Origin of the sequence: Methylobacterium sp. 1030, assembly GCF_040544715.1 — a bacterium.
GTDB lineage: Bacteria > Pseudomonadota > Alphaproteobacteria > Rhizobiales > Beijerinckiaceae > Methylobacterium.
This window is the reverse complement of record NZ_JBEPKM010000030.1, coordinates 25,590-47,922: the sequence shown is the minus strand read 5'-3', so window position 1 is coordinate 47,922 and position 22,333 is coordinate 25,590. Positions and strand designations below refer to the sequence as shown.

Genomic DNA, 22,333 nt, shown 5'->3' with positions numbered 1-22,333 from the left:
GCGACCCGGTCACGGGCAACGCGGCTTCGACGAGCCCGCAGGTCAGACGGTGAAGATCTGCAGGAGGACTCCGAGGCTTCCCAACGCCGCAGTGCTGATCCCACAGACGAGGACGATATCCCCGCTCGCTATGTGCTTCGACACCGGTGCAAACCGGTAGGCTGCCGACGTCAGCGCGATGCCGAGCAACGCAATCGCCAGAGCGACGGCCATCAGAATTGTCATGACAATGATCCTTGTCCGCCAGCGGCGGGACTGACCATCGCGCGGAAAAGTGTAACGCGTGAAAGAGACGAAATATCCGTCTGCCACCGGCCAGATTTTCGATTGTCAAAATTCTTGGCGATTTCAGGCGAGACAGCTGCTTTTCACAATGGAATCGTCGCTGGTCGGCGGAGCTGTGACCTGACTGATCGTCATGCCATTCTCCAACACAGTCCTGCTTGAGCGGCCCGATCAGGGCGGACGATCGCGCAGGTTGATCCGCGCGGCGCGGAGATCGGTCGATCGAAGGAGGCGGTTCGAATCCGCTGTCCCCCGCTGAAGGGGCCGTTTGGGCGTTTTGCCCCGGCTTCCGGATGAGCGGGACCCGCCGTCCCATTATAAGATTAGCACTTCCATGCGGCGAGTGCTAATAATGGGTCGATCGGGCGGCGATGACAGTCTCGCCGTTATCTGTCCCGCGACAGCGCCAGTCATGTCGGTTGGATCTCGCTTGGGAACGATCAGGATCTCACGATGAAATTCCGTCCGCTGCACGACCGCGTGGTGCTCCGTCGCATCGAAGGCGAGGAGAAGACCAAAGGGGGCATCATCATCCCCGATACGGTCAAGGAGAAGCCGCAGGAGGGCGAGGTCGTCGCCGCGGGACCGGGCGTGCGCGACGAGGCCGGCCAGATCATCGCGCTTGAAGTGAAGGCCGGCGACCGCGTCCTGTTCGGCAAGTGGTCCGGCACCGAGGTCAAGATCGACGGTCAGGACCTCCTGATCATGAAGGAATCCGACATCCTGGGCATCGTCGCCTAGCCCGGCTCGGGCGGCGCGGAGCGTCGTGACGATCTGCCCTTCGAGGCGCCCGCTGGGGTGCGCCTCGGGGCCAAACGACAGATGATGAGGGTCCTGCCATGTCCGCCAAAGACGTCCGCTTTTCGGTCGATGCTCGCGATAAGATGCTGCGCGGGGTCGAGCTTCTCGCCAACGCGGTGAAGGTGACGCTCGGCCCGAAAGGCCGCAACGTCGTGATCGAGAAGAGTTTCGGCGCCCCCCGCATCACCAAGGACGGTGTGACGGTCGCCAAGGAGATCGAGCTCGTCGACAAGTTCGAGAACATGGGCGCCCAGATGGTGCGCGAAGTGGCCTCGAAGTCGAGCGACGCTGCCGGTGACGGCACCACCACCGCGACCGTGCTGGCCGCCTCCATCGTCCGGGAGGGCGTGAAGTACGTCGCCGCCGGCATGAACCCGATGGACCTGAAGCGCGGAATCGATCTGGCGGTGGCCGCGGTCGTGAAGGATATCGGTTCACGCGCCCGCAAGGTCGCCTCGTCCGACGAGGTCGCCCAGGTCGGCACGATCTCCGCCAACGGCGACAAGGAGATCGGCGAGATGATCGCCCACGCCATGCAGAAGGTGGGCAACGAGGGCGTGATCACGGTCGAGGAGGCCAAGACGGCCGAGACCGAGCTCGACGTCGTCGAGGGCATGCAGTTCGACCGCGGCTACCTCTCCCCGTACTTCATCACGAACGCGGAGAAGATGGTCGCCGAGCTCGAGGACCCCTACATCCTCATCCACGAGAAGAAGCTCTCGTCGCTCCAGGCCATGCTGCCGGTGCTCGAGGCCGTCGTTCAGACCGGCAAGCCGCTCCTGATCATCGCCGAGGACATCGAGGGCGAGGCTCTGGCCACCCTCGTCGTCAACAAGCTCCGCGGCGGCCTCAAGGTCGCGGCCGTCAAGGCGCCGGGCTTCGGCGACCGCCGCAAGGCGATGCTCGAGGACATCGCGATCCTGACCAAGGGTCAGATGATCGCCGAGGATCTCGGCATCAAGCTCGAGAACGTGACGCTCCCCATGCTCGGCCGCGCCAAGCGCGTGCGGATCGAGAAGGAGAACACCACGATCATCGACGGCGTCGGCGAGAAGTCCGACATCGAGGGCCGGATCAGCCAGATCAAGGCGCAGATCGAGGAGACCACCTCGGACTACGACCGTGAGAAGCTGCAGGAGCGCCTGGCCAAGCTCGCGGGCGGCGTCGCGGTGATCCGCGTCGGCGGCGCGACCGAGGTCGAGGTGAAGGAGAAGAAGGACCGCGTCGACGACGCGCTGAACGCCACCCGCGCGGCGGTCGAGGAAGGCATCGTCCCCGGCGGCGGCACCGCGCTGCTGCGCGCCACGGCGGCTGTTCAGGCGCTCTCGAGCGACAACCCCGACGTCCAGGCCGGCATCAAGATCGTGCTGAAGGCGCTCGAGGCGCCGCTGCGCCAGATCGCCCAGAACTCGGGCGTCGAGGGCTCGATCGTGGTCGGCAAGATCCTGGCCGATGCGTCTTCGACCTTCGGCTTCGACGCCCAGACCGAAGCGTATGTCGACATGCTTCAGGCCGGCATCGTCGATCCGGCCAAGGTGGTCCGTGCGGCGATCCAGGGGGCGGCTTCGGTGGCCGGCCTTCTGGTGACCACCGAGGCGATGATCGCCGAGGCCCCGCGGAAGGAGGCTCCCCCGATGCCGAGCGGTGGTGGAATGGGCGGCATGGGCGGCATGGACTTCTGAGCTACCAAACCAGTTCCGGTGATGCCCGACGAGCCGGACGCCGGCTCGTCGGGGGCACGTCACGCGGGCCGGGATGCACGGACTGGCCCCGTTCCGGTCCTGCGGAAGCGCCCGACCGGAGAGCTCCCAAACATCGGCGCCGTGTCATCGCGATCGAGACCCGCGTCTCGCGCCGTGAGGCGGCCCGGGACGCGGGAGGCCGCGGCGGCGGCCGATCCCGAAGTCGCTCCTGAGGGCAACGCACATGCGCATTCTCGTCGGCGGCAAGATGACCTACGAGTTCCTGCAGCCCACCCCCATCATCGCGACGCTTAACGTCCACGCATCGCGCTTCTCGGATCTCGAACGACCCGACTACTTGATCACGAGCCCCGCTGTACCGGTCCAGGGCTATCGCGATAGTTTCGGGAACTGGTGCAGCCGCATGGTTGCCCCGGCTGGCCGCTTCACGCTGCGGACCGACACGATCGTGCGGGACCCCGGCGGCGGCGACCCGGCGGCCTTCGACGCTCGGGAGACCGCAATCGAGGAGTTGCCGTCGGATACGGTGCTGTTCCTCCTCGGCAGTCGGTACTGTGAGACCGATCGTCTGTCATCGATCGCCTGGGATCTGTTCGGCCACCTGCCACCGGGCTGGGAGCGTGTGCAGGCGATCTGCGACTACGTCCATGATCGAATTACCTTCGGATACGAGCATGCGCGAGCCACGCGGACGGCCTTCGATGCATTCGAGGAGCAGCGGGGCGTCTGCCGTGATTATGCGCATCTGGCGATTGCGTTCTGCCGGTGTCTCAACATCCCGGCACGCTACTGCAACGGCTATGTCAGCGACATCGGTCTGCCGCTGCCCCATGCGCCCGGCGATTTTGCTGCCTGGATGGAGGTTTTTCTCGGCGGGCGCTGGCACACGTTTGATCCGCGCAACAACAGCTCACGCATCGGTCGGATTCTGATCGCCTATGGTCGAGACGCCGCGGACGTCCCGTTGACGCTGACCTTTGGACCCAACGAACTCGTCGCGTTCCATGTGACGACGGAAGAAGCGCCTCCAATATAGTCGCAGATTTCTGAACGCGGCATTGGCTGCTGGAAGTCGTCGGCCGTTTGACTACGAAAGCTATCAAATCCTATCTGAGATACCGCAAATACGTGTCGTATCCTTGACGCAGATCGATAAATGCAGCGTTAGTGACTGGCAATTGCCCAGGCCCTTGCGTGGGACGGATTTTGCTGACTTCTTCGTGAGATGGGCCGCAGCGAACTGGAATGGCTGAGCCGCGAGGAACTGATCGATCCTTCGACAGACTCAGGATAAGGTGGTGCTGTGGCTGCAGCAACCGGACAAGACCTCGCGCACCTCATCCAAGCCGCCCGTGACGGATCGCAAGGAGCAGCGCGCGCACTCCAAGCCCAGCGGGGCAAGCCCCCTCACGAGGGTCACAGCCGGGTGCTGAGCGATGATCCCGATACAATCGTCCCGCGTCGTTCCCAGGCGTGTGCGTGCTGCGGCGCCAGCCTGCATGCCGCTCTTCCGGCAGAGGTCATCAGCGTCGCCGAGCAGATCGAGCTGCCCGCGGTGGCACCGATCGTGACGCAGCGCCAGCACTTTGCCGTTTGTTGTCCGAGCTGCGGGACGCGCGTGATCGCGCTATCGGCCGAAGCAGCTCGCGGCACCCCGTTCGGTCCGCGGCTGCATGCGGTGGCGACGTACCTGAGGACCTTACAGGCGCTCTCGTACGAACGGCTGTAGGCGGCGCTTTCCGACCTGTTCGGCCTCACCCTCAGCCAGGGCGGGTTGATGAACCTGCTCCGCCGCGCGCAGGGCTGCTTCCTGTCCGGTTGTGACGCGGCCATCGCGCCCCCGGCGCCGGGCCGAGGTCATCGCCTGCGACGAGACCGGCGTGCGGATCGAAGGCGCGAACGCTTACCACTGGCTGTTCCACTCAGCTGCGGCCGTGGTGCACACGACTTCGCCGACTTGCGGCGCCGTCGTAGTGCGGGAGATGATGGAGGGGCACCGGCCCACAGTGTGGACTCGGACCGCTATACCGCCCAACAAGGCCACGCGGATGAACACCAGACCCACCTGGCGCATCTGGCCCTCGACATCGCCTACGTTGTCGAGGTCAGCGATGACCCCGTACCCTGGCGCCTGCAACTCTGGCTGGGAGACGTGTTCGCCCTGGCCGAACACGTCGTGGATCTCGCCGCCTCGACGCTTTCAGCCCAGCGCCGGAGCCTGGATCGGCAATTCGGTGCCATCTTGGCCACGCCGAGCCGCTATGACCTGACCCGCGAGCTGCAGGCCACGATCAGCCGCGCCCGCGATCAGCTCCTGGTGTTTCTCGCCTATCCCGGAAAGGTCGGGCCGACCGACAACAGTTCGGAGCGGCTGCTTCGTCCAGCCGTCGTGCAACGGAAGGTGACCAACGGTGACCGGGCCATGTGAGCGGCCGAGGGCGAGACCGCCATCCGCACCGTCGTCGACACAGCGCGCCTGACCGGCGCCCGTCGCTTCGCAACCATCCTCAAAACCGTCGGTGCCTGAACCCAGCCATCACAGACCTTGGTAATTGAAATGTCTGCTTACCGGCCGTTCTTCAAACAGAATGAATGACCGACTTGGGCGCCAAGTCGAATGTCCGGTTCTGCGCGCGACGTCGATCCAGCGTGACGAAATATGGCCGAGAGCGGAGTGGCCGCTGTGGAGCGCGACCGCTGCAAAGGCGGACGGCCTCCCACCGACCCGACCCTGCCGTCAGAGCGTATCGGCACGTCTCCCGGAAGCGGATCTCCAGCGTGCAGCAACCGGACGATGCGCGCCCTGCTCAGTGCGCCAGCGATCGGTCCGATGCGTCCGACGAACGCTTCTTCCTCTTGCGCTTGCTCGCTTTCAAGACCACGTCCGCGTTGTCCTCGGCGATGCGCTCAGCCAGCGCGAAGTCGTGAAGCTCCGCGGTCGCACCCTCAGCGGCGGTCGCCCCTTCTGTCACGGCGTAGAACGCGGCGCGGACGATCTCCTTCTTGCTCGCCTCCGGATGCCGCTCACGGATGGCGGAACGGATCGCCTTCGGCTTCATGCCCGGCGCGGCGATCTTCCTCAGCGTGTCCGCGATCTCCCGGATCGATGCCATACCGCTACCTTCACCTGACCCCTTCTGCCGGCTCACAAACCCGTCAGCCGACGGGGCGTTCCGATACCGCGGCCACACAGGCGGCTTCCCGCGCGCGACGCGCCGCACCCGCGGACGTGAGGTCGCGCCGACGCGCCGCGCTCCTCCCGAGACCGGAACGCGCTCGGCGCGCGCGGGGGCACGCAAGCGGGCCGCGTTCACCTCAGTAGCGGGTGATGGCACGCAGGCCGAACACCGCGGCGCCGCGCACCCGCTTGCCGTCAGGATCGCGCGGATTGGCGATCCCGCCACCCGGATGGGCGACGTACTGCACGGTCGGCTGCAGGGCGATGCCGGGCGCGAGCACGGCCTGATAGGTCGCTTCGAGCAAGATCTCGGCGCTCCGGCGCGGTGCGGGTGTCGTGCTCTGGAGCGCGGCGATCACATCGAGCCGGCGTGCCGCCGGGGAGATGCGGGTGATGCCGACGGCGAGGCCCAGCGTGTCGTCCGACCGTCCGGGGATCAGGCCGCGATAGGCGATGCCGCCGTCGATGTAGAGGTCCACGAGATTGCGGTCCCCCGGCGAGACGGACGCACGCAGGAAGACGCTGGCGCCGTCGTTGGGATCGTCCGGCTCCTGGTAGATCGTCTGGTCGATGAGCCCGTAGAGGCCCGAATTGCCCGAAACCCTCCGATCGAGGCCACTCACCGGATCCGGCGTGAGGGCATCGACGCGGCCGAAGCGGTGCCAGCCGCCCAGCGTGACGGTGCCCGGCCGGCCTTCGGAACTCGGACGGGTGTTGTAGGCGTAGGCGACCTCGGCGATGACGAGCGGGGGGTCGGAGACGGGGAAGCGGATACCGTTCGGATTGCGGCGCTGCGGGTCTACGCCCGAGCGGGGACGGCCGCCGCCGGGTGTGCCGTCGATCACGCTCGCCTGGAACGAGAGATCGGGCGTCGGGACGTACTTCAGGCGGACGGTCGGCGCCGAGAGCGGATAGGCCGGCCCTCCGTCCACCATGTTCGCGGCGAAGATCTCCGGCCAGCCGAAGGTACCGTTGGTGAACAGGATGCTGGTCTGGCTCACCATGTACTCGGTGTCGGCGGAGAGCTGGCCGACACGGACGGACAGCCTGTCGTCGAACAGGCTCTGCTCCAGCCACAGCTCCGAGAGCCGCGAAGCCGGCAGGGCCTCGATCTCGCTGATCGTCATGAGGTTGCCGACGCGGCTGCGGGAGGCTCCGCTGCCCTGGATCTGGTAGACGGTGGCGTGGGCCGTCGCCCCCTTCCACCCGGCGAGCGTGTCGAGATCGACATCGACGTCGAGATCGAGCAGCGTCAGGCCCGTGGAGCCCCGCCGCAGGCCGCCGCGCAGGTTGCGGTAGGTCTCGGCCACACTGATCAGGCCGAAGGTGATCCCGCGGCTCTCCAGGAAGGCGCGGTACCCGCCGGGATCGCCGGCGGCCCCGAGGAGGGGCTGGAACGAGGTCGTGACCTCCGCCGCGCGACCGGCCGAGAACACGGGCTGAGCGACCGAGGTCTGCGGATCGCCGCCTGCGCCGGAGGGTGAACCGATGGCGAGGCCCTCCGCGGCGACCCGCGCGGCCGTCGCCAGCGGATCCGCGGCCGGTTCGGCCAAGGCACGGCCGACCGGCGCGATGAGAACGAGCGTGATGCCAGCGAGGGCGCAGATGACAGAGCGCACCAGGACCTCTGGAGACATCGGGCTCGGCGAACGAAGGCATAGCCTCGTGACCATTCGACGACGGCGGTGGCGAGACATCGCCGCGAATTGATGGGACAGACGCGGCACTGACGCTGGCTCGTACAACCGCAGGTCGCTAGGGTTCTCCGCATCACCGGAGGTCCTCCACCGTGCGTACGCTCGCTCTCGCCTCGGCCCTCGTCTTCGCCTGCACGGTGTCCGTCCGAGCGCAGGCCCCCGCACCCTCGGCGGCTCAGACCGCGCAGCGGGATCGGATGAAATCCTGCAACGTGGATGCTGGGACGCAACGGCTGTCGGGCGCCGCCCGCAAGAGCTTCATGGCAGATTGCCTCGCGGGAAAGAGCGCCGCGCCGGCCAAGGAGCTGACGCCGCAGCAGATGAAGATGAAGAGCTGCAATGCGGATGCCTCGGCCAAGAGCCTCAAGGGCGCCGAGCGCAAGGCGTTCATGAGCACGTGCCTCAGAGGTTAGTCGCCTGCGCCCATACCGCGTCCCTGTTCGGCTTCTGACCAATGTCAGGGCTGCGTGAAACGGATGCCGTTCGAGATACCGACCGATCTCGGGCGTCCTGAACGTCACTCGGGCTTCCACGAAGCGGTCGACGTCCCCCTCACTCTCCCCCCGCTCCGTCGCGGAACGGTTTTGCCAGCCTCGCCGTAACTGACCCATCGAGCCGCGACGGCGCGGGTCAGATGGCCGAGGCGGTCCCAGCATGAAGCGCGCTCCCTTCCGCATCCTGATCCGCATCGAGGGCGATCGGCGCGTCCTGCGCGCGACCTCGGAGCGCGAGGCGGCGCTCAAGGCCGAATCCGTTCTCCGGCGCTACGACGTCCTGCCCGGCGGCGCCGGCCTCATCATCGAAGCGTCGGACACCCGGGCGAGCGCGCGCATCGCGGCCTATCTGGCCGACGTTGCGCTCGAGATGGAAATCGCGTGATCGGCCTCCGAGGATGACGGTCTCGGACAGCGCGGTCCCCTACGTGCTGGGCGCTGCGGCGGTGCGCTCGGTCGAGGTCATCGACGGCGGCGGCACACTGGCGATCCGATTGCGGTCGCCCGACGACAGTGAGTTCTGCGTCCTGCTGCCGATCGGTGTCGTGGGCGACCTCCTCTTTCAACTCGCGGATGTGATGAGCGTCAGCCTTGACCCACGCCCATGACCGAGAGGATGCCCACCTGGGCGAAGGGGATGACCCGGTGCTCGACGCGGTCGCCGTGCTTCGGTGCCGCGGGTACACGGTCGAGCCGGATGACGACTGCGCGCGCTGGCGGATCGACGGTGCTGACTGGATCACGCTCAGCGACCTGTTCGCGCGGGCTCTGCGGCTCGGCTTGAGAGACGGGCCGGGACGCGCGCAGTAATCCCCGGCCAGACCCGGAGTTGGACCGCTGAGGGATCGACCGGCGGGATCAAACACCTAGTTGATCAGGCAGAAGCCGGCTTCCGCCCTGTCGACGCCGCCGACGCGCCTCCCGGTCTCGCAACTCGGGGCGACGGCGCGCACCGCTTGGACACGCGGCGTTTCGGGCGGCGGGCGGAGGAGGGTGGGCTGTGGCCGAAGCTCCGGCTCGCGCGCTTCGGCCGGCATGTTCGCCACCGCTGCCGCGGCCGCCGCAGGAACGGCCGCAACGATGGGGGCCGGCGCGATCGCGATGATGGGACGGTAGCCGGCACGGCCGCTCGGGGCCGTGTCGGTCGCGGCGACAGACGGAGGCGACGCGGGTCGCTGCGCCGTCGACGACCGCCCGAAGAACAGACGCCCGCGCCCGCGCGCCTCGACGGTGTCGATGCTACCCACAAGTGTAGAGAACGCCACACCTGCCACCAGCCACGCGCGCATGATGTCCCCCACCGCACGCGAGGAGTATGGCATCGAACCAATTCAATAGTGCTGCCATGACCTTTCAAATTCGATTGATTTGATGAATGCAGAGCGCGGGATTTCCGCGCGCCTGACCTGTCAGCACCGAGCCGCGATCGACCGGACAACGCTGTCCTTCAGCAAGAGCGGCTCCCGGCGCGTCGATGACCGATTGCGCCGTGCACCGTCTGCCGTGTCGCGTGCTGAGCCGACCGATACGGTGTGGCCGCGCAGCCGGGAGGACACGCCCCCGCGGCAAGTCTCGCGGGCAGGACTTCCGGGCACGACCCACCGGCAAGCCTTCTTACGCCCCCCGGACCCGCGGCGCCGGAGACCGGGGCCGAGACAGCCGGACGTCAGGTACCGGGGCGGCCCAACCAACGACACCCTGGAGCCGCACCGCCCGGCGGGCCGCGCCGTGCCGGAGGGCCGGATGAGAACGGTGACTCCACCCGTTCTCGATCGAGGGCCCGTCGCCCGCCGGATCTCCTGCCCGTGTTTCGACGCCGCAAGACTTCTCCGACCGACGCGTCGCCCGGCGCCGGTTCAAGTCCCGCCGCGGGGCAACTCGCGGTGTCGGGCGTGAGCCGACGCTACGGCCGGACGCTGGCGCTGGACAACGTGTCGCTGACGCTCGGTCCGGGCGAGATCCTGGCGGTGCTCGGCGCCTCCGGCTGCGGGAAGAGCACGCTGCTGCGGCTCATCGCCGGCCTGGACGCGCCGGACGCGGGCGAGATCGCCTTCGGCGATCGCCGCGTCGCCGGGCGCGGCCGCAACGCGCCGCCCGCGAGCCGCGGCGTGGGCCTGATGTTCCAGGACTACGCGCTGTTTCCCCACCTCACCGTGCTGGCCAATGTCCGCTTCGGCCTCGCCCATCTCCGCGGCGCGGACGCGCGGGACATCGCCCGCGAGCGCCTCGATCAGGTCGGGCTGGCACACCGCGCCGACAGCTATCCGGGCACGCTGTCGGGCGGAGAGGCGCAGCGGGTGGCGCTCGCCAGGGCCCTGGCCCCGCGTCCGCGGGTGCTGCTCCTCGACGAGCCGTTCTCGAACCTCGATGCCGGCACCCGCGAGCGTGTCCGCGCCGACACCCTGGCGGTCCTGCGGCGGGACGGCATCGGCGCGATCCTCGTCACGCACGACGCGGCCGAGGCGGTCGCCTGCGCGGACCGCATCGTCCTGATGCACCGGGGTCGGATCGTCCAGAGCGGCAGCGCCGAGGCGCTGTACGCCGCGCCGGCGACGCCGTTCGCCGCCCGGGCGCTCGGCGAGATCATCGAGATTCCGGGCCGCGCCGTCGACGGCCACGTCGCGACACCCCTCGGCACGCTGCCCCGGCCCGACGCCGTGCCGGAGGGCGCGGTCCAAGTCTGCCTGCGCCCGGAGGCGATCCGCCTCGGGCCGGCGGGCGCCGGGGTGCCGGCCAGGATCCTGGGCCGGGCCTTCGCGGGGCCGCGTCTGCGCCTGGACATCGCGGTCGCGGGCCTCGGCGCGCCGCTGCGCCTCGACCTCCCGCCGGAGGAAGTCCCGGGCGAGCAGGTCGGCATCGAGCTGCTGCCCGGGCGCGCCCACGTCTTCCCGCTGCCGGACGGAGTCCAAGTGTTGTCAGATTGTAATTAGAATATATCTAAATAAATCCGCCTTGCAGGGCGCACTCTTACTCTATAGCACCGGCTCGTCGCTCGACGAACGGGGTTTATCATGTTGGACGTCTGCAGAACCGGAGCCTGGGCGAGCCTGTGCCTGTCTCTCTGCTTCGGCGGACCGGCCTACGCGGCCGAGGTCAACCTCTACACCACCCGCGAGCCGGGCCTGATCCGGCCGCTGCTCGACGCCTACACGGCGCAGAGCGGCGTCACCGTGAACACGGTCTTCGTGGAGAAGGGGCTGGCCGAGCGGGTCGCCGCGGAGGGCGCGCGCTCGTCCGCCGACGTCCTCATGACGGTCGATATCGGCAACCTGATCGAACTCGTCGACCGCGACCTGACCCAGCCGGTGCGCTCGCCCGTGCTCGAAGCGGCCGTGCCGGCGCCCCTGCGCGGCGCCGACGGGCGCTGGTTCGCCCTCTCGATGCGCGCGCGCGTGCTCTACGCCGACACGGGCCTGAACGATCTCGCGGCCGCGACCTACGAATCGCTCGCCGACCCGCGCTGGAAGGGCAAGGTGTGCCTGCGCTCGGGCCAGCATCCCTACAACACCGCCCTGATCGCCGCCTTCCTCGTCCGCCACGGCGCGGAGAAGACGGAGGCGTGGCTGCGGGGCGTGAAGGACAACCTCGCCCGCAAGGCGACGGGCGGCGACCGGGACGTGGCCCGCGACATCGCGGCCGACCTCTGCGAGGTGGGCCTCGGCAATTCCTACTATGTCGGACTGATGCGCTCGGGTCGCGGCGGGGCGGACCAGCAGAAATGGGGCGCGGCCATCAAGGTCGTGCTGCCGACCTTCGAGGGCGGGGGCACGCACGTGAACGTGTCGGGGGCGGTCGTCGCCAAGAACGCGCCGAACCGCGACCAGGCGGTCAAGCTCCTCGAGTACCTCGTCTCCGACGCCGCGCAGGCGCTCTACGCCAAGGTCGACTACGAGTATCCGGTGAAGGCCGGCGCCCCGATCGAGCCGCTGCTCGCGGAACTCGGTCCGCTGAGCGTCGATCCGACACCGCTCGTCGAGATCGCCCGCAACCGCAAGGCGGCGAGCCTGCTCGTCGACAAGGTCGGCTTCGACAACTGAGTTCGAGCCGGGCCGGATGTCGGTGACCCGCTCTCTGGGCTGGGCGGGGGCGGTCGCCCTGGCGGCGCTGCTGCTCGCGCCCGTGATCTCCCTGGGCTTCACGGCGTCCGAGGGCGGCGGCGAGCTGTGGCCGCACCTCGCCGCCTACGTGCTGCCGCAGGCGATCCGCGACACCGCCCTGCTGCTCGCGGGCGTCGGCCTCCTGGTGATCGGGCTCGGGACCGCGACGGCGTGGCTGGTCGCGGCGTTCGACTTCCCCGGTCGGCGCCTCCTCGAGGCCGCCCTGCTGCTGCCGCTGGCGATGCCGACCTACGTGGTCGCCTACGCCTATCTCGACCTGCTGCACCCGCTCGGGCCGTTCCAGGTCGGGCTGCGGGGCCTGCTCGGCCTGTCGAGCCCGCGCGATCTCGCCCTGCCGGACCTGCGCTCGCTCCCGGGCTGCAGCCTGCTGCTCGGCTTCGTGCTCTACCCTTACGTCTATCTGCCGACCCGCGCGCTGTTCCTGATGCAGGCCGGCTCGCTGCTGGAAGCCGCGCGGACGCTCGGGGCCGGGCCGTGGCGCAGCTTCCTGCGGATCGCCCTCCCGCTCGCGCGGCCGGCGATCGCCCTCGGCACCGGCCTCGCCCTGATGGAGGCGCTGAACGATGTCGGCGCGGCCGAGTTCCTGGGGGTGCGCACGCTGACGGTGCAGGTCTACGCCACCTGGGTGAACCGCTCGGACCTGCCCGGCGCCGCGCAGATCGCGCTGGTGATGCTGGCCGCGGTGGTCGCGGTCGTCGGCCTCGAACGGCTCGCGCGGGCCGGCCGCGGCTATGCCGGAGGCGCCCGCCGCCACACGGCCGGCGCGCGCCGCCGGCTGGACGGCTGGCGGGCGGGGTCGGCCCTGGCCCTGGGCACGGCCCCCGTCGCGATCGGATTCCTGGTGCCGGCGGGCTCTCTCGGCCTCGAGGCGTGGCGCCGGATCGACGCGAGCGGCTTGCCCGACGCGCTCGCCGCCCAGGCCCTCAACACGGTCTACTACGCGGGCCTCGCCACGGCGGTGACGGTGCTGGCGGGCCTGGCGGTGGCGGCCGTTCCCTCCCTGCTGAGCGCCCGGGCCGGGCGCCTGCTCATCGGCGCGGCCGGGATCGGCTACGCCATGCCCGGGACCGTGCTGGCGGTCGGGCTCCTGGGTCCTCTGGCGCTGGTCGAGGCCGGGTTGTTCGAGGCCGGCCTGACGACCGCACGGGTGGGACTCGGGACCGGCGCCGCCCTCGTCATCGCCTACGCCCTGCGCTTCCTGACCGTTACGGTGGGCGCCAGCGAGGCCGGCTTCGCGCGGATCCCGCGCACCATCCCCGACGCCGCGCGGGTGCTCGGGCGGGGTCGGCTCGCCACGCTGGTCACCGTGCAGCTGCCGCTGGCCTGGCCCGCGGTGCTGAGCGGCGGCCTCCTCGCCTTCGTCGACATCGCCAAGGAACTGCCGGTGACGCTGCTCCTGCGTCCCCTCAACGTCGAGACGTTGAGCACGCATCTCTACGGCGAGGCGGCGCGCGGCACGTACGAGGACGGCGCCGTCGCCGCCGTGCTCATCGTGATGATCGGTCTCCTCCCGGTGACGCTCCTGCTCAGGCTCGACCGGAACGCGATCGGGCCGGGACGGTTGGCCGGGGAAGAGCCGCGGACCGGCCGGGGATAGGCCGGGGAGAGGCCGGGGAGAGGCCGGGGAGAGGTCGGGGAGAGGTCGGGGATCGATCGCCCGCCCTTCGCGCCGCCCGCTCCGCGCGCCGGTATCCGTCTCGTGCCGCGCGCCCGTCTCCGCGTCGCGGGCCTCGGCGGTCAGGCGATGGTCGGAACGATCCCGCCCTCGACCCGGAGCGCGGCGCCGTTGGTCGCGGCGGCGAGGGGACTCGCCAGGTAGGCGATCATGGCGGCGACCTCGTCCGGCTCGATCAGGCGCTGGATCAGCGACAGCGGCCGATGGAGCCGGAAGAACTCCGCCTCCATCGCCTCGGGCGACAGGTCGGGATCGGAGGCGACACTCTTCAGGAAATCGCCGATCCCGTCGGAGCGCGTGGGCCCGGGCAGCACCGTGTTCACGGTGACGCCGCTGCCCTTGGTGAGCTGGGCGAGTCCGCGGGCGATCGTCAGCTGGGCCGATTTGGTCACGGCGTAGTGGATCATGTCGGGCGGCGGCACGATCCCGGACTCGCTCGAGACGAACAGGACGCGCCCCCAGCCGCGCGCCTGCATCCCCGGGAGATAGGCCTGCGCGAGCCGGGCCCCCGACACGACGTTGACCGCGAACAGGCGGTGCCAGTCGTCGTCGGCGATGTCCGGGAAGGCCTTGGCCTCGTAGATCCCGAGATTGTTGACGAGGATGTCGACCGCGGGGGCCGCGCGCACGAGCGCGGCAGCGCCCTCGGCCGTGGCGGGATCGGCCAGGATCGCGCGCGCGCGGCCCGCGGCGGCGACCGCGGCCGCGGCCGCATCGAGCTTGGCCTGCTGGCGCCCCGCGATGATGACCTCCGCGCCCTCCGCGGCCAGCCGTTTGGCCACAGCGAGACCGATCCCGGCGGTCGAGCCGGTGACCAGGGCGCTTCGTCCCGTGAGCTGAAGATCCATGACGGTTCGTCCTCGTTGCCGTGTCGGTCCCGAGGAGATGGACGGCCGCCGGATTGCTGAGTAGCAGGCATCGCGGCACGATGATCGTGACTTCGATGCACGAGTGGCGGCGCGATGGACAACCGGCTCGGGGACATGGAGGCGTTCCTCCAGGCGACGCGGTGCGGCAGCTTCGCGGCGGCCGCCAAGGCCCTGCGGCAAACCCCCTCCGCCGTGAGCCGGGCCGTCGCCCGCCTCGAGGCGCGCCTCGGGGTCGCGCTGCTCCGGCGCACGACCCGATCCCTGACCCTGACCCCGGAAGGCGAGGCCTATCGCGAGCGGGCCGCCGAGCTGATGGCGGAACTCGACGCGATGGAGCGGGGCCTCACCCAGACCGCCGCCGAGCCGAGCGGGCGGCTCCGGGTGAACGCCTCGGTCCCGTACGGGACCCACGTCGTCCTGCCGGTCCTGCCGCGCTTTCTCGCGCAGCACCCGCGGATGAGCCTGGATCTCGCCCTGACCGACGAGGTGATCGACCTGCCCGCCACGCAGGCGGACGTCGCGATCCGGATCGGCCCACTCCGCGACACCCGCCTGCGGGCGCGACGCCTCGGGCGCAGCCGGATGATCGTGGTCGCCGCCCCCGCCTATCTCGCGCGGGAAGGTGTCCCGGAGCATCCCGACGGCCTCGCGGCGCACAAGTGCCTCAACTTCAGCTTCCGCCGCTCCCTCGATACCTGGCCGTTCCGCGTCGGAGCCGGTCTCAACCAGCGGCCGATCCAGGGGAATTTCTACGGCAATTCCGGCGAGGTGGTGCGCCTGATGGCGCTCGGCGGCGCCGGGATCGCCCGCCTCGCCCGGTTCCATGTGGCGGCCGATCTCGCGGCCGGCCGGCTCGTGCCGGTGCTGGAGGCGTTCAACCCCGGCGATGCCGAGGACGTCCACGTCCTCTATGTCGGCCACGCGCGCTTGGCGCTGCGCATCCGAAGCTTCGTCGATTTCCTCGCCGCCCACGCGACGGTGGAGGAATGACATCGGCGCGGCAGACGCTTCACGAGCGATGCCTCGACTGCGGTAATATTTATTTTCATTGCTCGAAGACCCGAAATATTTGAGACGCTTGGGTCCTGAACAGGATCAGATCCGGCGACGGAGAGGCCGGCTCGCGGTCCGGGCGCTGGAACCGAGCGTCGCCGAGCCCGTCATGCGCGGCCCGACCTCGGTGCAGCGCGCGCGTGCGCGCGACCCCGAACCGCTCTGGCAGCCATCGGCCGCTCTGAGTGCTAACCGACTGAGATCGCGGGCGATTCGGCGTTTGTTAACAGCTCAGCCGGCAACTTTCTTGCTTCGTCGTGGGTCACTCTCACGATGCGCGCAGGAGGGGCCGCCATGAGCGTTTCGACCGCCTTCCGTCGTCAGCTGGAAGGCTACAGCCTGACGACAGCCGAGATCCTGTATCACCTGCCCGACCATCCCCACCTGCTCCAGACCTTCATCTGGCAGCAGCACGATCTCTTCCCCGTCTTCCCGGAGCTGAAGCGCTTCCTGGCCTTCTGGCAGGGCGCCCTCGATGGGCCGCTGCATTCGGTGAAGGTGGCCCACAGCCGCCTGATCAGGCCCGCGGAATTGCGGGCCGTCGGCAGCGAGTTTCACCTCCACTGACGCCGGGGGCGGGAGCCGAGCTTTCCGCGGGCCCGCGCGGGAAGCGCGATCGCGATGGTCGCGGAGATCGCGGAGATCGCCTGCGCCGGCCGGATGCGGGCTCAGGATCCGCGCTCAGATCTCGCCGCGACTCATCCGCTTGGCGATGTGGTCCGCCTGCCGCAGGGCCAGCGCGACGATGGTGAGGGTCGGATTCTCCGCGGCGCCGGTCGTGAACTGGGAGCCGTCCGAGACGAACAGGTTCTCGACATCGTGGGCTTGGCCGAAGCGGTTGACGACGCCGTCCCGGGGCTTCTCGCTCATGCGGTTCGTGCCGAGGTTGTGCGTCGACGGATAGGGCGGGGTGCGGATGGTGCGGACCGCGCCGACGGCCTCGTAGAGGGCGCTGCCCTGCCTGTAGGCGTGCTCGCGCATCGCCTCGTCGTTGGGATGGTCGGCGAAATGGACCGACGCGACCGGCATCCCGTAGGCATCCGTGTCGTCCGACAGGGTGATGCGGTTGTCGGAACAGGGCATGTCCTCGCCCACGATCCAGAGGCCCGCCATGTTCCGGTACTTGTCGAGGGCGCCGGTGAAGTCGCGGCCCCACGTCTGCGGGTCGAGGAACGCCGCCATGAAGGGCAGGCCCAGGGAGAGCGTCTCGAGCTCGTAGCCGCCGACGAAGCCGCGGCTCGGATCGTGCCGGGCCTCGTCGCGCACGATGCCGGCCATCGTGGTGCCGCGGTACATGTGGACCGGCTTCTCGAAGATGGCATAGACCGAACCGGTCGTGTGGCGCATGTAGTTGCGCCCGACCTGCCCCGACGCGTTGGCCAGACCGTCGGGGAACTTCGCCGAGTGCGAATTGAGGAGGAGTCTCGGGCTCTCGATGGAGTTGCCGGCCACGGCGACGGCCCGCGCTCTCTGCCGGTGCTCGACGCCGTCCTTGTCGGCGTAGACCACGCCGGTGACCTTGCCGCCGGAATCGTGCTCGATCCGCAGCACCTGGCAGCCCGAACGGACCTCGAGCCGGCCCGTGGCCTCGCCCTTCGGGATCTCCGCGATGAGCGTCGACCACTTCGCGCCCGACTTGCACCCCTGGAAGCAGAAGCCGAGCTGCATGCACGCGGCGCGGTCGTCGCGCGGCTCGGAGTTGATGGCCATCCGGCCGGTATGCACCTCCGTGTAGCCGATCTTGCGGGCGCCGGCCTCGAGCACCTTGAAGTTGTTGTTGCCCGGCAGGCCCGGGATGCCGTTGGTGCGCGTGACGCCCATCCGGTTCTCGGCCATGGCGTACCAGGGGTCCATCTCCGGGAGGTCGACGGGCCAGTCGAGGAGGTTGGCCCCCTTCACGGCGCCGTAATGCGTGCGCGTCCTGAACTCGTGCTCCTGGAAGCGCAGCGACGCGCCCGCCCAGTGCACGGTCGAGCCGCCGACGGCCTTCACGATCCAGGCCGGCAGGTTGGGGAACGTCTTGGCGATCGGCCACGGCCCGGTGGCGTGCCGCTTGTCCTTCCAGGCGAGCTGGGCGAACGAATCCCACTCGTCGTTGACGAAGTCGAAGGTCTCGTGCCGGTCGCCCGCCTCGAGGATGACGGTGTCGATGCCCTTGAGCGCGAGCTGGGTCCCGAGGGTCCCGCCGCCGGCGCCCGAGCCGACGATGACGAAGACGGAGCCGTCGCTGAGGTCGTAGGGAGCTGACATGGTTTCCTCCTGCCGCGGATCGGCCCCGTCCCGTCTTCGCGCGGGATGGTCGGACCGAGCGGTGAATGCGTGTCGCGCGCGGCCGTCGGCGCGGGCGCCGGGCCGCCGTCAGAGCCAGTCGATGTCGTCGAAGCCGCGCTCCAGGTAGCCGCCCTTGTCGAAGGAGGCGCCCTCGTAGCCGAAGATCGGCCACAGCTCCTTCTGGTTGTAGAGACCGACGATGAGGTTGGCCCGCACCTTCTGGAAGAACGGGGTCGGCTCGATGGTCTCGAGGAGGGCTGCCCGGTCCGTATCCTGCGGAACCTTGGCGTAGGGCAGGCGGTGCCTCTCGACGGCCGCCCGGTTGAGCGCGGCCATCCCGTCCTCGAGGAGCGTCAGTTCTCCTGGAGCGGTCCGCGCCGCGTCGTCGAGGATCTGCACCGCGGCGGCGTAGTACCTGTCGGCGACGCGGTCGTGCGGGTAGCAGTCGCGCGACATCTGCACGAGCGAGGCGAAGGTCTCGGGCTTCGTCGCCTTCGGCATCTGCGCCCAGGCCCGCCCGGTCACGCTGCCGTCCGGCATAACCGCGACCGCGAGCAGCGTCGAGCCCGCGGCGCCCAGGAAGCCGCGGCGGGACAGGTGTGCGCCCGTCTCCTGCATCCTCATCCCGTCCTCCCCTGTCCGTGTCGGTCGTGCCGGTGCCGCGGCGGCCGATGGCGGGCCGTCGCGGGTCATCAGGCGAAGCGCCAACCGCGGGCGAGCACCTCGATCTTGTGCTCGTCCGGGTCGTCGATGAAGCAGGAGCGCGCCGTGCCCCGGGCGGCCCCCACGCCCAGGCCGCAGGCGCCGTCGTGGCCCGTGTTGACCGTCAGCGCCGACGCGAGACCGGACGCGGCATGCGCGAGATCGATCGGGGTGAAGGTTTCGAAGCCGGGCCGGTCGGCGGTGTCGAGGCGGAAGGTGGTCCGGTAGAAACGCGCGGAGCGCGCCGCGTCCCGGACCCGGATCATCGCGGGGATCCGCTCGGGCATGTCGGACATGTCGCGCATGATCCCCCTGTCGAGGCCCGAGGCCGAAGGCCCCGAGGGGTCCCGCCGAGCGGAAACTTAGAGCCGCTCCAGCGTGCGGTGGTAGTATCATGCTACTGCGGAGCGGGCCCGCGACGATCCGCGGAGCGCGTTATGCCAGAGCCCGGAAGGCGGTGGAAACGGGCGCGCGCTGCATTATTGTTCCTCATCCCGGGGAACCGCGGGCGGTCGCCGCGGGTGAGCGGCGCGGATCGCAGGGGTGGACATGTGCAATCTGTACTCGGGGATGCCGTCCGCCGACTACGAGGGCGAGACCCGCTCCATCCGGCTCGGCGGACACTCGACCTCGATCAGGATCGAGGTGATGTTCTGGAACGTGCTCGAGGACATCGCCGCCGCTCAGGGCATGACCCTTCCCCGCCTCGTGACGCTTCTCTACGACGAAGTGCTCGCTCTCCACGGTGAGGCACGCAATTTCGCCTCGCTCCTGCGGTGCGCGTGCCTGAGGCACCTCGAGATGAAGGCGGACCGCCTCGCCTCGGCGCAGCGGCGCGCCGTGGAACAGCGCGGCAGGGTCGCGGGGGACGTCGATGGCGCCCTGGACCGGATCGACGACCGTGACGTCGGCGTCGGACACGTCGCGCGGACCGCGCGCGCCCTGCGCGGCGACGCGGTCCGGCCGCGCGATGCCCGCGGCGAGGGCTGAGGCGCGTCCCCCCCGGCATGGCCGATGCAGAGGGCTGGCGCGGTCGGCCGCTCCGGCCCCGATGAACGGATACCCGACATGCCGCTGCAGGAAGCCCCGAGGTCGCCCATCCGCGGCGGTCGCATCGCGATCGCCGGCCTCGGCACCGTCGGGCTGGCCGTGGCGCGCGCTCGATGCGGGCGCCATATCGGGGCTGAGGCTGACCGCCGTCGCGGTTCACGATGCCGCCAGAGCCCGGGCCGCCCTCGCGGCGCTCGCGGAGCCGCCGGAGGTCGTCACCGCGTTCGACGCCCTGGAGCCGCGGGCCGACATCGTGCTGGAATGCGCGCCGTCCCAGCATCTCCCGGCGATCGTGCGGCCCTTCGTGGCGGCGGGGAAGACCGCGATCGTGCTGAGCTGCGGCGCGCTCCTCGATCACGAGGACCTCGTGGCGACGGCCCGCGCCCACGGCGGTCAGATCGTCGTCCCGACCGGCGCGCTGCTCGGCCTCGACGCCGTGACGGCCGCCGCGGAGGGTACTATCCGCACGGTGCGGATGATCACCCGCAAGCCCGTGCGCGGCCTCGTCGGCGCGCCCTACCTCGCGGAGAACGGCATCGAGATCGGCGGCATCACCGAGCCGATGCGCATCTTTGCCGGCAGCCCCCGCGAGGCGGCCCGCGGCTTCCCGGCGAATTTCAACGTCGCGGTCGCGCTCTCGCTGGCCGGCATCGGTCCCGACCGGACCGAGCTCGAGATCTGGGCCGACCCCGGCCTGGAGCGCAACACGCACCGCATCGAGGTGGAGGCCGACGCCGCGCGCTTCGCGATGACATCGAGAACGTCCTGACCGACGAGAACCCCCGCACGGGCCGCATCACGGCCCTGTCGGTCATCGCCTACCTGCGCAAGCTCACAGCCCCGCTCCGGGTCGGAACCTGACAGACCGGACCCGGCCGGCACGGCCCCTGCCGCCGCGCCCCCGCGCCCGGAGCGGTGCCCGGGCGCGGTCGCCTCTCAGAGCCCGGAGCGGTCCGTGACAGCGGCGAGCGGCGCGATCCCGTCCGCCATCGAGCGGGCCACGGCGGCCCCGTCAAGCGCGGGCGGCGCCGGTCGCGGGCCGCGCGGCGAGGTCGAGGCGCGGCCCCGCGGGCTCCGCGCTCACCTCCCGGACGCCACCCGCGATCTCACCCCGCCACTTGGCGACCGCCGCGGTGGCGAGCCCGTTACCGAGGACGTTCGTGACGGTGCGCCCCATGTCGAGGATCTGGTCGATGCCCATGATCAGCAGGATGCCGGCGGCCGGGAGACCGAACATCGGCACGGTGGCGGCGACCACGACCAACGAGGCCCGCGGCACGCCGGCGATGCCCTTGCTCGTCACCATCATGACGAGCAGCATCGTCAGCTGCTCGCCGAAGCCCATGTGAATCCCGAACGCCTGGGCGATGAACAGGGCGGCCATGGCCTGGTACATCATCGAGCCGTCGAGGTTGAACGAGTACCCGAGCGGCAGCACGAACCCGGTCACGCGCGGGCGCACCCCGAAGCGCTCCAGCACCTCGACGGTGCGCGGGAAGGCGGCCTCGCTGCTCGCCGTCGAGAAGGCGAGGATCATCGGGGCGCGCAGCAGGCGCAGCAGCTCCACCACGCGGCGGCCCAGCACGGCCCAGCCGGCACCGATCAGCAGCAGCCAGAGCAGGGACAGGCCCGCGTAGAAGCTGGCGATGAACTTGCCGTAATCGAGAAGGACGCCGAGCCCTTGGACGGTGACGACCGCCGCGATGGCCGCGAAGACGGCGATCGGCGCGAGCCGCATCACCGTGTCGGTGACCCTGAACATCACGCGGGCGAGGCCGTCGAGAAGCTGCACCATCGGCTCGCTGTAGCGCCGGTCGATCGTGCTGAGACCGAAGCCGAAGAAGATCGAGAAGACCAGGATCTGCAGCACCTCGTTGCCGGCCATGGCCGAGACGATGCTGGTCGGGAAGACGTGGACGAGGAAGTCGCGCAGGTTCAGCGAGGCGGCCTTCAGGCCGGTCTGCGCCCCCGCGTCGGGCAGCGGCAGGCCCAGGCCCGCGCCCGGCTGGAACAGGTTCGCGGTCAGGAGCCCGAGGGTGAGCGAGACGACCGAGGCGGTGACGAACCAGCCCATGGCCAGCGCGGCGACCCGGCCGACCGAGCGGGCGTCGCCGAAGCTCGCGATGCCGGCCACGATGGTGGCGAACACGAGCGGCGCGATGATCATCTTGATCAGACGCAGGAAGATGTCGGTCGCGAGGGTGAAGTGCGCCGCGAACGCCTTGGCCTCGTCGGGTCCGGCCGCCAGTCCGTGGAGGACGGCGCCGACGAGGATGCCGAGTGCCAGCCCGAGCCCGGTATAGAGCGTGAGCCGGCCCGAGCGCGATGTCGTGGAATCCGGGTCCGTATCGGCGTGCGTCATCCGTTGTCCTCCCATGGGATCGTGTTGTTCGGCGTGCGGGACCCGACCGCTGGCGTCGCGGGCGCGGATCCCGGA

Annotated in this window: 22 protein-coding genes and 2 pseudogenes; 15 read left to right on the top strand and 9 right to left on the bottom strand. The window is 69.8% G+C overall.

Annotated elements, in window-relative coordinates:
* Positions 1-42: 42 nt before the first annotated feature.
* Positions 43-225, bottom strand: coding sequence for a hypothetical protein (locus ABIC30_RS29235; protein ID WP_020096511.1), 183 nt, complete (start codon positions 223-225; stop codon positions 43-45).
* 513 nt (positions 226-738) lie between these two features.
* Between ABIC30_RS29235 and groES the strand changes: the two genes are divergently transcribed.
* The 4 genes and pseudogenes from groES to tnpC all read left to right on the top strand — a co-directional run bounded on the left by groES (position 739) and on the right by tnpC (position 5,316).
* Positions 739-1,026 (top strand): co-chaperone GroES, encoded by a 288-nt coding sequence (groES, locus tag ABIC30_RS29230; protein WP_020096510.1) that lies wholly within the window; start codon positions 739-741, stop codon positions 1,024-1,026.
* Between the two features lie 98 nt (positions 1,027-1,124).
* Positions 1,125-2,768 (top strand): chaperonin GroEL, encoded by a 1,644-nt coding sequence (groL, locus tag ABIC30_RS29225; protein WP_205834022.1) that lies wholly within the window; start codon positions 1,125-1,127, stop codon positions 2,766-2,768.
* A 244-nt stretch (positions 2,769-3,012) separates the two neighbouring features.
* Complete coding sequence (locus ABIC30_RS29220; protein WP_020095946.1) at positions 3,013-3,825, top strand: transglutaminase-like domain-containing protein; 813 nt, start codon at positions 3,013-3,015, stop codon at positions 3,823-3,825.
* Between the two features lie 189 nt (positions 3,826-4,014).
* Positions 4,015-5,316: pseudogene (gene tnpC, locus ABIC30_RS29215) on the top strand (IS66 family transposase).
* A 280-nt stretch (positions 5,317-5,596) separates the two neighbouring features.
* Here the strand turns inward: tnpC and ABIC30_RS29210 are convergent.
* Both ABIC30_RS29210 and ABIC30_RS29205 read right to left on the bottom strand, forming a co-directional pair.
* Positions 5,597-5,902 (bottom strand): hypothetical protein, encoded by a 306-nt coding sequence (locus tag ABIC30_RS29210; RefSeq protein ID WP_020095942.1) that lies wholly within the window; start codon positions 5,900-5,902, stop codon positions 5,597-5,599.
* Between the two features lie 202 nt (positions 5,903-6,104).
* The gene (locus tag ABIC30_RS29205) at positions 6,105-7,586 is read right to left on the bottom strand and encodes a carbohydrate porin (RefSeq protein ID WP_234083210.1); all 1,482 of its coding nucleotides are present in this window, start codon (positions 7,584-7,586) and stop codon (positions 6,105-6,107) included.
* Positions 7,587-7,756: 170 nt separating this feature from the next.
* Here ABIC30_RS29205 and ABIC30_RS29200 point away from each other — a divergent pair, with 170 nt between their 5' ends.
* The 4 genes from ABIC30_RS29200 (at position 7,757) to ABIC30_RS29185 (ending at position 8,968) form a co-directional block, all read left to right on the top strand.
* The gene (locus ABIC30_RS29200) at positions 7,757-8,077 is read left to right on the top strand and encodes a PsiF family protein (RefSeq protein WP_026605361.1); all 321 of its coding nucleotides are present in this window, start codon (positions 7,757-7,759) and stop codon (positions 8,075-8,077) included.
* A 241-nt stretch (positions 8,078-8,318) separates the two neighbouring features.
* The gene (locus ABIC30_RS29195; RefSeq protein ID WP_020095939.1) at positions 8,319-8,543 is read left to right on the top strand and encodes a hypothetical protein; all 225 of its coding nucleotides are present in this window, start codon (positions 8,319-8,321) and stop codon (positions 8,541-8,543) included.
* A gap of 13 nt (positions 8,544-8,556) precedes the next feature.
* Positions 8,557-8,766, top strand: a complete 210-nt coding sequence (locus ABIC30_RS29190) for a hypothetical protein (RefSeq protein ID WP_020095938.1) — start codon at positions 8,557-8,559, stop codon at positions 8,764-8,766.
* Entirely contained in the window at positions 8,750-8,968 is a 219-nt protein-coding gene (locus ABIC30_RS29185; protein ID WP_020095937.1) for a hypothetical protein, read from the top strand. Before ABIC30_RS29190 ends, ABIC30_RS29185 begins: the two co-directional genes overlap by 17 nt.
* Before the next feature lie 56 nt (positions 8,969-9,024).
* Here ABIC30_RS29185 and ABIC30_RS29180 read toward each other — a convergent pair whose 3' ends face one another.
* Positions 9,025-9,447 (bottom strand): hypothetical protein, encoded by a 423-nt coding sequence (locus ABIC30_RS29180; RefSeq protein WP_128083460.1) that lies wholly within the window; start codon positions 9,445-9,447, stop codon positions 9,025-9,027.
* Positions 9,448-10,041: 594 nt separating this feature from the next.
* Between ABIC30_RS29180 and ABIC30_RS29175 the strand changes: the two genes are divergently transcribed.
* The 3 genes from ABIC30_RS29175 to ABIC30_RS29165 all read left to right on the top strand — a co-directional run bounded on the left by ABIC30_RS29175 (position 10,042) and on the right by ABIC30_RS29165 (position 13,873).
* Positions 10,042-11,088 carry an ABC transporter ATP-binding protein gene (locus tag ABIC30_RS29175; protein ID WP_020095935.1) on the top strand — a complete coding sequence of 349 codons (1,047 nt, stop codon included), beginning with the start codon at positions 10,042-10,044 and terminating at the stop codon, positions 11,086-11,088.
* Positions 11,089-11,169: 81 nt separating this feature from the next.
* Positions 11,170-12,195, top strand: coding sequence for an extracellular solute-binding protein (locus tag ABIC30_RS29170; protein WP_020095934.1), 1,026 nt, complete (start codon positions 11,170-11,172; stop codon positions 12,193-12,195).
* Positions 12,196-12,211: 16 nt separating this feature from the next.
* A complete protein-coding gene (locus ABIC30_RS29165) occupies positions 12,212-13,873 on the top strand; it encodes an ABC transporter permease (protein WP_354456541.1) in 1,662 nt (553 codons plus the stop codon).
* Positions 13,874-14,013: 140 nt separating this feature from the next.
* Here ABIC30_RS29165 and ABIC30_RS29160 read toward each other — a convergent pair whose 3' ends face one another.
* Entirely contained in the window at positions 14,014-14,799 is a 786-nt protein-coding gene (locus tag ABIC30_RS29160; RefSeq protein ID WP_132368883.1) for an SDR family NAD(P)-dependent oxidoreductase, read from the bottom strand.
* Positions 14,800-14,913: 114 nt separating this feature from the next.
* Here ABIC30_RS29160 and ABIC30_RS29155 point away from each other — a divergent pair, with 114 nt between their 5' ends.
* On the top strand, positions 14,914-15,810 hold the full coding sequence (locus ABIC30_RS29155; RefSeq protein WP_234083201.1) for a LysR family transcriptional regulator: 897 nt from the start codon (positions 14,914-14,916) through the stop codon (positions 15,808-15,810).
* Positions 15,811-16,167: 357 nt separating this feature from the next.
* Positions 16,168-16,440 (top strand): usg protein, encoded by a 273-nt coding sequence (locus ABIC30_RS29150; RefSeq protein ID WP_020095930.1) that lies wholly within the window; start codon positions 16,168-16,170, stop codon positions 16,438-16,440.
* Positions 16,441-16,554: 114 nt separating this feature from the next.
* Here the strand turns inward: ABIC30_RS29150 and ABIC30_RS29145 are convergent, their stop codons facing one another.
* The 3 genes from ABIC30_RS29145 to ABIC30_RS29135 form a co-directional block, all read right to left on the bottom strand.
* Positions 16,555-18,123, bottom strand: coding sequence for a GMC family oxidoreductase (locus ABIC30_RS29145; RefSeq protein WP_354456540.1), 1,569 nt, complete (start codon positions 18,121-18,123; stop codon positions 16,555-16,557).
* A gap of 108 nt (positions 18,124-18,231) precedes the next feature.
* Positions 18,232-18,768, bottom strand: a complete 537-nt coding sequence (locus ABIC30_RS29140) for a gluconate 2-dehydrogenase subunit 3 family protein (protein ID WP_244527024.1) — start codon at positions 18,766-18,768, stop codon at positions 18,232-18,234.
* 68 nt (positions 18,769-18,836) lie between these two features.
* On the bottom strand, positions 18,837-19,142 hold the full coding sequence (locus ABIC30_RS29135) for a hypothetical protein (RefSeq protein ID WP_348273197.1): 306 nt from the start codon (positions 19,140-19,142) through the stop codon (positions 18,837-18,839).
* 253 nt (positions 19,143-19,395) lie between these two features.
* On the opposite strand from ABIC30_RS29135, the gene ABIC30_RS31885 reads away from it, so the two are divergent.
* Together ABIC30_RS31885 and ABIC30_RS29125 are read left to right on the top strand one after the other, a co-directional pair.
* Entirely contained in the window at positions 19,396-19,836 is a 441-nt protein-coding gene (locus ABIC30_RS31885; protein WP_020095926.1) for a ribbon-helix-helix domain-containing protein, read from the top strand.
* A 78-nt stretch (positions 19,837-19,914) separates the two neighbouring features.
* Positions 19,915-20,757 (top strand): annotated as a pseudogene (locus ABIC30_RS29125) (aspartate dehydrogenase).
* Positions 20,758-20,908: 151 nt separating this feature from the next.
* Here the strand turns inward: ABIC30_RS29125 and ABIC30_RS29120 are convergent.
* The gene (locus ABIC30_RS29120) at positions 20,909-22,258 is read right to left on the bottom strand and encodes a dicarboxylate/amino acid:cation symporter (RefSeq protein ID WP_042672326.1); all 1,350 of its coding nucleotides are present in this window, start codon (positions 22,256-22,258) and stop codon (positions 20,909-20,911) included.
* Between the last annotated feature and the right edge of the window lie 75 nt (positions 22,259-22,333).

Excerpts from the sequence above, each read along its gene's own strand:
- ABIC30_RS29165 (WP_354456541.1), top strand. The coding sequence starts at position 12,212 with ATGTCGGTGACCCGCTCTCTGGGCTGGGCGGGGGCGGTCGCCCTGGCG.
- ABIC30_RS29145 (WP_354456540.1), bottom strand. The coding sequence starts at position 18,123 with ATGTCAGCTCCCTACGACCTCAGCGACGGCTCCGTCTTCGTCATCGTC.
- ABIC30_RS29235 (WP_020096511.1), bottom strand. The coding sequence starts at position 225 with ATGACAATTCTGATGGCCGTCGCTCTGGCGATTGCGTTGCTCGGCATC.
- ABIC30_RS29140 (WP_244527024.1), bottom strand. The coding sequence starts at position 18,768 with ATGAGGATGCAGGAGACGGGCGCACACCTGTCCCGCCGCGGCTTCCTG.
- ABIC30_RS29180 (WP_128083460.1), bottom strand. The coding sequence starts at position 9,447 with ATGCGCGCGTGGCTGGTGGCAGGTGTGGCGTTCTCTACACTTGTGGGT.
- ABIC30_RS29220 (WP_020095946.1), top strand. The coding sequence starts at position 3,013 with ATGCGCATTCTCGTCGGCGGCAAGATGACCTACGAGTTCCTGCAGCCC.
- groES (WP_020096510.1), top strand. The coding sequence starts at position 739 with ATGAAATTCCGTCCGCTGCACGACCGCGTGGTGCTCCGTCGCATCGAA.
- ABIC30_RS29155 (WP_234083201.1), top strand. The coding sequence starts at position 14,914 with ATGGACAACCGGCTCGGGGACATGGAGGCGTTCCTCCAGGCGACGCGG.
- ABIC30_RS29170 (WP_020095934.1), top strand. The coding sequence starts at position 11,170 with ATGTTGGACGTCTGCAGAACCGGAGCCTGGGCGAGCCTGTGCCTGTCT.
- ABIC30_RS29195 (WP_020095939.1), top strand. The coding sequence starts at position 8,319 with ATGAAGCGCGCTCCCTTCCGCATCCTGATCCGCATCGAGGGCGATCGG.
- ABIC30_RS29210 (WP_020095942.1), bottom strand. The coding sequence starts at position 5,902 with ATGGCATCGATCCGGGAGATCGCGGACACGCTGAGGAAGATCGCCGCG.
- ABIC30_RS29190 (WP_020095938.1), top strand. The coding sequence starts at position 8,557 with ATGACGGTCTCGGACAGCGCGGTCCCCTACGTGCTGGGCGCTGCGGCG.
- ABIC30_RS29120 (WP_042672326.1), bottom strand. The coding sequence starts at position 22,258 with ATGACGCACGCCGATACGGACCCGGATTCCACGACATCGCGCTCGGGC.
- ABIC30_RS29150 (WP_020095930.1), top strand. The coding sequence starts at position 16,168 with ATGAGCGTTTCGACCGCCTTCCGTCGTCAGCTGGAAGGCTACAGCCTG.
- ABIC30_RS29135 (WP_348273197.1), bottom strand. The coding sequence starts at position 19,142 with ATGTCCGACATGCCCGAGCGGATCCCCGCGATGATCCGGGTCCGGGAC.
- ABIC30_RS31885 (WP_020095926.1), top strand. The coding sequence starts at position 19,396 with ATGTGCAATCTGTACTCGGGGATGCCGTCCGCCGACTACGAGGGCGAG.
- ABIC30_RS29160 (WP_132368883.1), bottom strand. The coding sequence starts at position 14,799 with ATGGATCTTCAGCTCACGGGACGAAGCGCCCTGGTCACCGGCTCGACC.
- groL (WP_205834022.1), top strand. The coding sequence starts at position 1,125 with ATGTCCGCCAAAGACGTCCGCTTTTCGGTCGATGCTCGCGATAAGATG.